The sequence below is a fragment of the Bradyrhizobium sp. 76 genome (assembly GCF_023073025.1).
Taxonomy (GTDB): domain Bacteria; phylum Pseudomonadota; class Alphaproteobacteria; order Rhizobiales; family Xanthobacteraceae; genus Bradyrhizobium.
In genome coordinates, this window is the sequence record NZ_JADPIS010000100.1 from 1 (window position 1) to 10,156 (window position 10,156).

Annotated in this window: 6 protein-coding genes and 4 pseudogenes; 6 read left to right on the forward strand and 4 right to left on the reverse strand. The window is 57.9% G+C overall.

Annotated features, from left to right (window positions below; genetic code table 11):
* Together IVB48_RS23820 and IVB48_RS23825 are read right to left on the reverse strand one after the other, a co-directional pair.
* A partial coding sequence (locus tag IVB48_RS23820) for a transposase (protein WP_247403532.1) occupies nucleotides 1-393 on the reverse strand: 393 nt, incomplete at its 3' end.
* A gap of 88 nt (nucleotides 394-481) precedes the next feature.
* Nucleotides 482-739 carry a MarR family winged helix-turn-helix transcriptional regulator gene (locus IVB48_RS23825; RefSeq protein WP_247389996.1) on the reverse strand — a complete coding sequence of 86 codons (258 nt, stop codon included), beginning with the start codon at nucleotides 737-739 and terminating at the stop codon, nucleotides 482-484.
* A 43-nt stretch (nucleotides 740-782) separates the two neighbouring features.
* Here IVB48_RS23825 and IVB48_RS23830 point away from each other — a divergent pair.
* From IVB48_RS23830 to IVB48_RS23840, 3 genes and pseudogenes are all read left to right on the forward strand, one after another.
* Nucleotides 783-1,109 (forward strand): annotated as a pseudogene (locus tag IVB48_RS23830) (helix-turn-helix domain-containing protein); the annotation flags it as partial.
* A gap of 329 nt (nucleotides 1,110-1,438) precedes the next feature.
* Complete coding sequence (locus tag IVB48_RS23835) at nucleotides 1,439-1,810, forward strand: helix-turn-helix domain-containing protein (protein ID WP_247403535.1); 372 nt, start codon at nucleotides 1,439-1,441, stop codon at nucleotides 1,808-1,810.
* A gap of 82 nt (nucleotides 1,811-1,892) precedes the next feature.
* Nucleotides 1,893-2,064: pseudogene (locus tag IVB48_RS23840) on the forward strand (IS630 family transposase); the annotation flags it as partial.
* Nucleotides 2,065-2,237: 173 nt separating this feature from the next.
* Here IVB48_RS23840 and IVB48_RS23845 read toward each other — a convergent pair.
* Both IVB48_RS23845 and IVB48_RS23850 read right to left on the reverse strand, forming a co-directional pair.
* Nucleotides 2,238-2,932 (reverse strand): annotated as a pseudogene (locus IVB48_RS23845) (transposase); the annotation flags it as partial.
* A 313-nt stretch (nucleotides 2,933-3,245) separates the two neighbouring features.
* Nucleotides 3,246-3,998: an enoyl-CoA hydratase/isomerase family protein gene (locus IVB48_RS23850; protein WP_247403538.1), complete on the reverse strand. Its 753-nt coding sequence runs from the start codon at nucleotides 3,996-3,998 to the stop codon at nucleotides 3,246-3,248.
* A gap of 2,837 nt (nucleotides 3,999-6,835) precedes the next feature.
* Between IVB48_RS23850 and IVB48_RS23855 the strand changes: the two genes are divergently transcribed.
* From IVB48_RS23855 to IVB48_RS23865, 3 genes and pseudogenes are all read left to right on the forward strand, one after another.
* A complete protein-coding gene (locus IVB48_RS23855) occupies nucleotides 6,836-7,195 on the forward strand; it encodes a hypothetical protein (RefSeq protein ID WP_346659014.1) in 360 nt (119 codons plus the stop codon).
* A gap of 873 nt (nucleotides 7,196-8,068) precedes the next feature.
* The gene (locus IVB48_RS23860) at nucleotides 8,069-9,514 is read left to right on the forward strand and encodes an MmgE/PrpD family protein (protein ID WP_247403544.1); all 1,446 of its coding nucleotides are present in this window, start codon (nucleotides 8,069-8,071) and stop codon (nucleotides 9,512-9,514) included.
* 459 nt (nucleotides 9,515-9,973) lie between these two features.
* Nucleotides 9,974-10,156, forward strand: a pseudogene (locus tag IVB48_RS23865) (IS701 family transposase); the annotation flags it as partial.

The window sequence follows — 10,156 nt, forward strand, 5'->3', positions numbered from 1 at the left end:
TGCCGAACCAGTGTATTGCCGCGCCACTCCGCACGAGGCCTTACCCTGCTTGAGAAAGCCGGTCTCGTCGATCACCAGCACCGCATCGTCATCCGCCAAATGCTCGATGACATAGTCGCGGACGATATCGCGCAAGGCATCAGCGTCCCAATCCCCGCGACCCAGGATCGCCTGCTGCCGCCATGGGCCAGGATCGCCAGCCGCCTCCGCGCGCATCCAGCCGGTCTTGCGCTGCTCATCTCCGAGCAGACCTTCCAGGAACAAGCCTGCATTCGTCGCACGCTCTTGCGTGAACAACGGACGTATCCGTTTCTTGATCTCTCGAAGCGACGCCGCCCACAACGCAAGCGTCTCCTCAACCGACGCGGCCCGCGCCCACGACATTCGAATCATGGTTGCCCATGGATTCAGAAGTCTGCAAACAAAGCAACTGTAATGCTAGTGGCTCTGCACAGTGATTTTGACGGGTTGGGTCCGGCGGTCAGATTAGCTCGGGCAGGAGTTTCGGATCAATGAGGACCTCGATGCTGCGAGGCGTCCTTGGCTGCCGTCTGATGAGGCCGGCGCGTTCCAGCGTCAGCACCATCTGGTGAACCGAAGGCGGGCTGACGCGGAAATATTCCTGCATGTCGGTTTCGGCCGGGGGCCTGCGATGCAGCCGGGTATAGAGGTGGATAAAAGCCAGATACTGCCCCTGCGTGGGCGTGAAGGGTTTTGTCGAAGGACTCACGCCGGCCATCCGATTCAGTTGTTCGTGCGTGCCTCGAACGAGGAGGCACGCCATGAATGTACGCTATCGGGTCGAACTCAGCCAAATCGAGTGCACCGAACTGAGGGCGCTGCTCAGCGGCGGCAAGCACGCGTCCCGGAAGCTCAAGCGAGCGCAGATTTTGCTGGCTGCCGATGCCGGGACGAGCGACGAGGAGATCGCAAGGAACGTCGGCGTGAGCGGCTCGACCGTGTACCGGACCAAGCGACGCTTCGTGGAAGGCAATCTGGAGCGGGCGCTGAGCGAAGAGATGCGTCCCGGGGCGGAAGTCGACGACCACAAGCGACTGCGCCGCGAAATCGCCGTGCCGCCCGCTCTCGTATCAAATGGGTGTTCACAACAGACAAGGCCCGCACCAAAATGGGGCTCGCCTATCCCACTACTTCCAAAGAGTCATAATCACTTGACGAGGTACTAGACGACCGATTCCATGAAACCAGCCCTCACGGAACTGAACGCATGCTGGGGGCTTCCTCGTTTGAGATTGGCTGAACGAGGATTGGTTATCATGGCGACATGGCGGCAAGCAGTTGAGCTGGCGATGAGCGAGGCAGAAATTGAAGCGTTGACGGCTCTTTCGCGATCCCGAACCGAGCCGGCGAGCCGGGTGTCACGGGCCACGATGCTGCTGGCCTACCGCGAGAACCCATCGTTCTTTGCCGTGGGAGCGTGCATCATCAGACGGTGCAGCGCTGCGTTGAGCGGGCGGTCGCTTATGGCGCGCTGGCGGCACTCGACGACCGACCGCGGCCGGGCAAGGAGCCAGTGATCACGCCGGAGGCCAAGGCATGGCTGGTGTCTTTGGCGTGCGACAAGGCCAAGGAGCACGGCTATCCACACGAGCTGTGGACGACACGGCTGCTGGCGCGCCATGCGCGCGAGCACGGGCCGGCGGCCGGACATCCATCTCTCGCCCGTCTGGTTCAGGGCACGGTGTGCAAGCTTCTCGGCCAGGATGCTGATTCCGCTCGATGTCGCCCACCATTCCGGAATGATCTCGCCCACCGTTCCGATTTGATGTCGCCCACCATTCCGAGATGATCTCGCCCACCATTCCGGGATGATGTCGCCCGGGGTGACGAGGCCTCTTCTGGCTCCACTACGGTCCCGCCTTTCGGCTTTGCGAAGGGGGACCTGGATGCCGATTCTTCTCCAAGTTCGCCCGGTCTGTCTTGCGCCACATCCGCGTGACCTCAAAACACGAGCTCAAGGAGCGCATCATGGCCGGCATCGACGACGTCAATCACCATCCGGTTGTCCACACCTGGTCCTACAGACTCGCCGAGGCTGCCTGATATGATTCGAATCAAAGAAACGCTGGCCTAGCTTGTCCTCCAGCTGCAGTTCCTGTTCTCCGAGATTTCGGGAATATTTGGCGTGCAAAAGAGCAAACTTGGCGCCGATCGTGTCTCGTGGCGTGGTGTACCGACGGCAGGTCACCGCCAATACTCCGGCGGGTCGGAAGACGTCAGCCTGCCACGGCCGGCAGACCGACGATTGGATCATCGCTCAACGGCGCTATGGTTTCCAGTGTCATGTAGCGGGCGCGCTGGACGCCCATTCGCCGTTTTGCTCGAGCAGAGTCGCACCGGGGAAAGATGCCAACCATCTCGGTCCGCCGATTGATCTCGCCATTGAGGCGCTCGATCGGATTGGTGCCGCTTGGCGCGGTGCGGAGCCGGGAAGCTCATATAGGCGAGTACGTCGGGCTCGGCTGAAGGTGGCGAGCTTTGGCAGTTTGGGACGGATCTGATCGGCGACCTTGCACCACTACGTTCTGGCCGCTTCGGTGTCATCCTTGGGGGAAGGCGTTGGCGATGAAGGCCGAGACGACGCGCCGGCCGCACCTGCCGGCATGCGCCAAGACCTTGCGCAGGAAGTGGACTGCGGCACCTGCCAGGTGGCGTTGAGCACCGTGGCGACCGTAGCCTCGATGCCCTCACGGGCCTCGGAGACCGCCAGCTTGAGCCCCCACAAGCCGCGGTGGGCGAGCTTGCGCAGGAACCCCGTCCAGAATGTCTCGGCCTCGGAAGGACCGATGTCTGTGCCGAAAATCTCGCGCCGGCCATCGCTATTGACGCCGATTGCGATGATCACCGCAACCGAGATGATGCGCTCCTCCTGGCGCACCTTCACGTAAGTGGCGTCGATCCACAGATAAGCCGCTCCGGTCTGTCCGGCAACCTCACTCCATCAGCCGTTGGACTGCGATGCCAATCATCTCGCGCAGCCGGTCGGCGCGACGGTTCATCATCTCATCGGTCATCGGTGGTTCCTCGAATCAGATGGTGTCAGCAATCCGGCCCTACCGGCGAATTGCCGGTGACCACCGCAAAGCCGTCCACCCGCTACGGCGCTATTTGAGGCGCGTGTGCGGATGGCTTTGCTCTACCGAGCTACACCATCACTGGGGCGCGACCGCCACGCCGAAGCCAACGTTGGCACTCAATTGCCTCAGATTAGGATTATATCGCCGCTATCGCCTTAGCACGTTCTTGAAGTGTTGTTCGGCTGATGCGCTGGCAAACCCAGCAACATGCGCCTCCTTTGTCTCCATTGCGATATTGCGCAAACCTGCGATAAATCGTTTATTTATTGATTCCTTCGTTCGCCGAAAAGTGATTTCCGGAAATTTACCGAGAATCTGCGCTCGCGCGACGGCGCTCTCCACGAGATTGCTCGAGTCAACCACCTCGTGAAGCAATTTGTGATCCGCGGCCCACGAAATGGGAATGGCCTCGCATCCATAAACGATGTCAGACATTGCCGCTCGACCTACGAAACTCTCGAGCATATAGCCACCGATCGTGCAGGCGAGCCCATGCTTCAATTCCCACATAAGGAGTTTGGTTTCGAGCGATCCGATGCGCCAATCGCAAGATAGCGCGAGCTGAAAGCCGAGGCCTACCGCGTGTCCGCCGACCGCAGCAACTGTTGGCTTGCTGACCTTGAGAATCGCAGAATATAGATCAATCACCCTGTCGATAAATTCCTCCACCGCGGTACGTTCGGAAAGCTGGGCGACCTCGTTGAAATCGCCGCCGGCGCAAAACGATCGGTCATTACCTCCCGTCAGTACTAAAGCTCGTATCGCGGGATTAGCCTCTGTCTCTCGACATGTGGAGCGAATGGCTTCCTCGAGTTCCAGACTCATCGGGTTATTAACGTTGGCGTGATTGAACCGCGCGACCAGAACCGAGCCACGAGTTTCAGTTTCTAGAATTGCCATGGTGTCTCCAATCGATTGTTTGCCTCTGTCGCCTCCGCTTCAACACTCAGAAACGAGAGGAGGAGACGAGTACATTCAAAAAGAGAAGTTGGCAATCACCATGACAACTATAGTGAGAATTATTTCATGCCAGCGGGGCATGATAGAAGTCGCGCGCTGCTGCTTGATGCAAAGTGGTAAAAACAATCCAGCCGCTTCCCGCCGCAGTCGACTGAGAAGGTCCTGTGTCGTCGGCTTAGGAGTTACGCTACCGACAGCGATGCGCTTGACCTTGCAGCGAGACACCGCGCGCCGCAGCATCATTCTTCGTTGGGCTCGCTTCGGCGAGTGTCGGAACGAACGTGCCGATGACATAGGTAGGTGCTGGTAATTCCCTTGGCGATCGGGGTTGGCGCAGCTCGGTCGCGGTAATGCCTGGGCGACGGCGTGGCACATCGAGAGTTGGCAGCGCTCCATAGCACGGCGTTGATGGCCCAGGGTTCGCTCCTTCGTGCCGCGCCCTGCATCATGATCCTGTATCGCTAGCGGGGATCGTCGCTAGTTGGTACGGCGGCGCGACGCGCGTGGCGGTCGGCAAAACGCGAGCGATAGTGAAAGGTGCAGGCTATCACCCGTGCTGAAAGGGGCGAGGGACGCCGGTATCGCTCTATTATAGGACGACCAAAGAGGTCTCGCGCCGCGCTCAAAAATCGGCCCTCGGTCATCTACAAGCGGTCTACCAGCGTGCTGGCCCGGCAAGAAGTCTCCAATCTCCAGATTACGTTGCGAGTTGCCGACATTCAGCGACAATCTCAAGGAGGGCTGGACCGGCCGCAGCTTTGTCTTCATGCGGTGTTCGAGATGGTGCGAACACCCTGTGCCTCGAATGCCGAGTAATTGGCCTGTCCGCATATGTTGCGTCAAGGTGAAGGCGCCGCACCGCCTAACCTAACGAGCATAGCAGCGAGGCCTGCCGCTCAATTCGACCTTGCTAATCCATTGAGAGGTCCTCTTTGGGAATCCACTGCAGACGAGATCAAGCTTCTGGGGCGGTGGCCAGATGTTATCGATCCGGGCGATAGCCTTTACCGACGACGGCCCTCTCGCGTCTCCAATGCACGACCGGCTGAGCTGGGGTGCCTTATGCCGGAATAAGCCCAATGCATATTAGGCGCAGCCGACTTTCCTTTGAGAGTAGCGAAGGGGTGACATCACTTGATTCCCGCAGTCAGAGGAACTACTTGGATATGGCAAGGCGAGGCCGAGCGTCATTCGTTGATTCGCCGACACTGCGCATAGGACGTCCTGCAGGATGATAGGCAACGAATCGGCATGGCGGGAAAATTCGTGGATCGTCCCACACAAGCATGCTGCAGTAGCGCCCTGAAAGAACCACGCGTGCATGCAACTATGGTATCGACGGGCTGCTCCTGGTTGGGCACGCGGCAAAGCTCTGCCATTCGTTCCTTCTCGCGATGCGGATCAGCAGGAATATCGAGTTTGTTTCATGCTCCACCATCGATGTTGGTTTCTGGACGTTGGCCATTCTCGAACGGTGCGCATCCAAACACAGGCGCGGTTCACGACAGGCCGCCATAATGGCCATTTCGTTCGCGGCTACCCGATTGTCACTACGTTTCCTGCCAACAAAGAGTGTCGGCGCTGCGACGCTGCAGAAGGGAGGTTCGGCGAGACTTCATGTTCATCGTCCTTCCCAGGACCTTTCTAGCGCGGCGAGCCGTCTGCCGAGAGAAGCGCAGGGGACGGCGCGTGCCTGGTTTGGTGTGGCTGTAAGCTATGTTCTTGCCCTGAAGCTCAGCACGTCCTCATGGCCGCTCTTCTGTCAGGAAGCTGCAGCAATCTCTCTGGCGCTCGGGTGAGTTCGCGGCAACAGTGTTGATGCTCGCGCTTTGCCGCTGCCAAAACACAGATCGTGTCACCTGTTTCATTGTGATCAATCGGGCCCGCTTCATCGGCAGCTCCTGGAACGAACAACCGCTCTGAGGTAGTTCTTTTTGATCGGAGCAATCAGTGTGCCACTCGCGGAAGCTGATGCACGCTTTGCTAAACAAAAGAAGAACGCGCGCTTGACAAAGTTCTTGTGGAACGGCTGTGCCGTTTTAATCGGCTTCACATTAGGATCTTCCAGTCGACATGGACAGCGCAGAGGCGCAGATCCGCTCCAAAGAAGCTGCATCGAGAGCGTGAGATGCCGGATGTCGGTACGTTCAGTAGGCGCTAAACTATGCAAAGCGCTACCATCTCTACGGAGATGATGGCCGCGAAGTCCGGTCCCGTCACGACTACCCCGCCTTCGAGTGGCACGCTGGGCGATTCGACCATGCCAGCTACTAGCTCCATCTAATACAGATCGCTAGCAATCGTCCGTTTCGCCGGTCGGCCGTGAGAATTGCCGCGAACAACCCTCCTTTGCGCGCCACAGCTCGTTGATCGTTGTCGTGCCTCTGGCACGCAAAAACAAAATGGCAACAGCGACGGACGCTTGCCGCGTCTGATGGTTTTCAACTAACCAGCTCCGGGAACGCGTTTGAGCGCCGCTGGCACAACAATTGCCTGTGGAGTTAGCAAACCGAGTGAAGGGAGGGCCAAGACATGCGGACGCGCAGGGCAGGCGGCTGCCTCGGCTTGCTTACAATCGTGTGTGCATTTTTGCGAGAAAAGCGACCCGTGGGAACAGCCGCGCAATCTTGGAGTGATATCAACCAACATGCGTCGAGATCGAGGACGTGATGCGGATCGGCTGGCAGAAACATTTCGCGGTGCCGGAGCAGGTCAAAGCATCATCAACTCTATCAATTTCCTGTAACAGAACGGCGCCTATGACGCCTTCTTATAGTATGTCCCGGATCCCAAACGAGAAGGTGCAGCGGATCGCGAAGGCATTTGCTGGGCGCTGGCGCATCGTCGAAATGAACAACCGGAATAGTGACTTCCTCGATCTTGTCGAAGAGGCGCATCTCATCTTCGACGGCAAGTCCGACGGTGAAATAGCCTTCGGTGCAGTAAAGGGCTTTCTGGACGTCCGCTACGGCGCGCGGGATGGCTTGGCATGCGCGGAGTTCTCGTGGGAAGGCTACGACGAGAATGATTCCGCCTGCGGTCGCGGATGGGTTGTGATCGACACTGTGGGTATGCTCGTCGGCCACTTCTACAGACACTATGGCGACGATTCTGAATTTGCGTGCGAACGCGGTTGATTTCTACATGCATTGCTAGTGCGCGGCAGCGAGCGTCCCCGGGACCCAATGCCGATTCCGGATCAATTTGCTAGCCGCTCTCACGATCCAGATAAACGTTGAGCGATCAGACTAGTTGGACGAAGCAGAATTGCACTCTATGAAAACGCCGCTTCTGCGCTGCAATCCGGAGAATTAATCCAATATCATTCTCTCTGCCGTCGGTATTGGAAACGTAGAGCAAAGAAAGACCTGGGAGGGCTGCTGCTTCAATAAACAAACGCTGATCTCAGGGAAATGTGCTCACAGCAGCAAACCGAGCCCTGCGTCCGACGACCCGATCGACTGCCGGCAGCTATGCCGAACGGCAGGATGTAAGCTCAGGTCTTGCCGCGGCACGCCCTTTCTCATAGCTAAGCGCGAGAGCGATTACCGCACCGGTATGTTCATCACTGTTTTTCCGGCACGTCCGCCGCGAGAGCCGCCCGTGGCGCGATTCTTGTCCAGTTTCTGACAGCGGAACAAATCTTGTCGTGTTTAAAATGGGCTCAGCTACAAACTAGGCGGTCTCAATGCGCGATTAGTGGTTTATAGGGCGACAAGAACGCTGGCACGGCCATTGCTATCAGAACGTAGTAGCAGATGGTCGCGAATGGCTCAGAAATCGACGCTTTCCGAGATCTCGTTACCGACGTACCAAGACGGCGGATAGCCATCTCGATACCATAGAAGGGACCTGCAGCTTGCTGGGATCTATTCGCTTAGACGTGGAGACGTTGTCCGTTTCCAAATTCGCTGATATCGAAAACACCAAGCTATGGTATTGCGCATCGCAGCATTCATGTGAAACCTAGTTTCCAGCCTCTTCTTCATCAACTTTACTCGGATTGTCCTATGAGAGATACCGATCTGACTGGCGCTCTTGCTCGATTTACCTCGACTCTCAAATTGGCTGACGTGCCGAATAATGTGAAAGCGGACGCTCGCCGTCTTCTGCTCGATTCGATCGGCTGCCTGATCGCGGCCACGCGGACGCGCATAGCGCCAATAGTCTACAGTCTGGCCGATTTTATGGGAGATGGCAAAGTCGCGTCAATTGTGGGACGCAAACAGCGCGCGAGCCTTGCGGGCGCCTTGTACGCCAATGGCCGTCTCGCAAACTGTATGGACTTAGACGAGACCTTCCCCGTGGGCCACCACTTCGGTGTCGCCGCCGTCGTCGCGGCGCTCGCGCTAGCGGAGGCACACAACGCGACCGGCTCGCATTTTCTGCAGGCCGTGATCACGGGATACGAATTGGGGGGGCGTGTGGCGAGCGCAAGTGGGCCGCCTATGATCCTCAAGGATGATCGCCTAATCGGGTTTCCCGTTCTTTACAATTTCTCCGCATCGGTTGTGTTCGCGGCAGCAGGCTCAGCAATTCAGCTGGAGTCTCAGAATGAAACGCTGGCTCGGCAAACGCTTGGCATCGCCGGTTCGAATACTCCAGTGCCAATAGCCAGCAAGTGGGCGGAATTGCCAGATCTGCCCGACTGCAAATACGCGGATGCGGGTTGGGCTGCGCTTGCCGGCGTATTCGCGGCGCGGTCAGCGGCTCTTGGTGCGACGGGCCCTTCTGCGATATTGGACGGCGACTGCGGACTGATCAGAATGTACGGGACAGATCGTTTTGACCCGGATACGCTAATCGGCGAGTTTGGCTCGCGCTGGATGCTCTCCGACATTACTTACAAGCCGTGGCCGACGTGTCGCTGGACACATCAGCCGCTTACCGCGCTTGTCAAGGCCGCCGCCAAGGCAAATATCGACGTAGAGCAGATTGAACATGTCTTCATCGGCGCAAACTTGTTCCTGTGTACTCCGCGTTTTAGCAATCCTACACCGCGCACGTTCACTTCACGACAGTACAGCATCCCGCACGCTGTCGCGATGGTGCTGCTCGGCATTCCAGTCGGCCCGGCATGGTTAGACGAGTCGTGGGACAATGATCCCGTTAGGGCATTGCGAGAGAAAGTAAGCGTCGAGCACTGGGAACACGCAAATACGTTAGCAAGCCATATCGTGCGCGGACAGGTGCGCAATATGCCCGCACGCGCGACCATCGTGATGCGCGATGGCAGGCGCCTGGAAGCTGAGACGGAGTTCGCTCTGGGCGATCCGTGGACAAGCGACACAGTGTATGGTGACGAACACGTTATCGAAAAGTTTCGCGTTGCGAGCGGACTATCGACAGCACGCGCGACTGAGGTAATCGAAGCCGTGATGAATATCGAGGCGCAACCAGACGTCGAGGCGGTCGTGTCAGTGCTGCGTGACGCAAATCAAAACCCTTCAAAGTAATTGCGCATTGCACTATCTGACTGGCAGGCCCGCGTTCCGGACCTGACCGGTCAACGTGCCCCTCATGATCACTCGCATTGTGTTGCAGATTTGGAGATCAATTTCCAACTACCAGTGCGTTGCTTGCTTCGAGTCTGCCTATATGCATGCAAAAGCACCAAAACCTGATCGGTTCAATTGGGCAGCATCAAACAATTCGCTGCTCTCGCGCTAGGCTAACCGAGCTGGAATTGACTGAAGGTCGAAGGTGACGGGGGTCGGTTGGTCGCGTTCGTTGGAATTGTCAGCAATATAGCACAGGGAGGTGTTCAAACAAAGGAGCTTTCGAAATCAATTCACGGCCGGACGCGCACGGATGGCCTTTATTCGGCAAAATGCGAACGAATCCGCTCTGATTGCGCATTGCAAACTTAGCATTACAGTTGCCTTTTTTGCGGGCGTCTGAATCCATGGGCAGCCATGATTCGGATGTCGTGGACGCGGGCCGCGTCGGTTGAGGAGGCGCTTGCTTTGTGGGCGGCGTCGCTTCGAGAGATCAAGCAGCGGATACGTCCGTTGTTCACGCAAGAGCGTGTGGCGACGAATGCAGGCCTGTTCCTGGAAGGTCTGCTCGGAGATGAGCAGCGCAAGACCGGTTGGATG

Coding starts and splice junctions, on each gene's coding strand:
- IVB48_RS23825 (WP_247389996.1), bottom strand. CDS start 739: ATGGCCGGCGTGAGTCCTTCGACAAAACCCTTCACGCCCACGCAGGGG.
- IVB48_RS23860 (WP_247403544.1), top strand. CDS start 8,069: ATGAGAGATACCGATCTGACTGGCGCTCTTGCTCGATTTACCTCGACT.
- IVB48_RS23850 (WP_247403538.1), bottom strand. CDS start 3,998: ATGGCAATTCTAGAAACTGAAACTCGTGGCTCGGTTCTGGTCGCGCGG.
- IVB48_RS23855 (WP_346659014.1), top strand. CDS start 6,836: ATGTCCCGGATCCCAAACGAGAAGGTGCAGCGGATCGCGAAGGCATTT.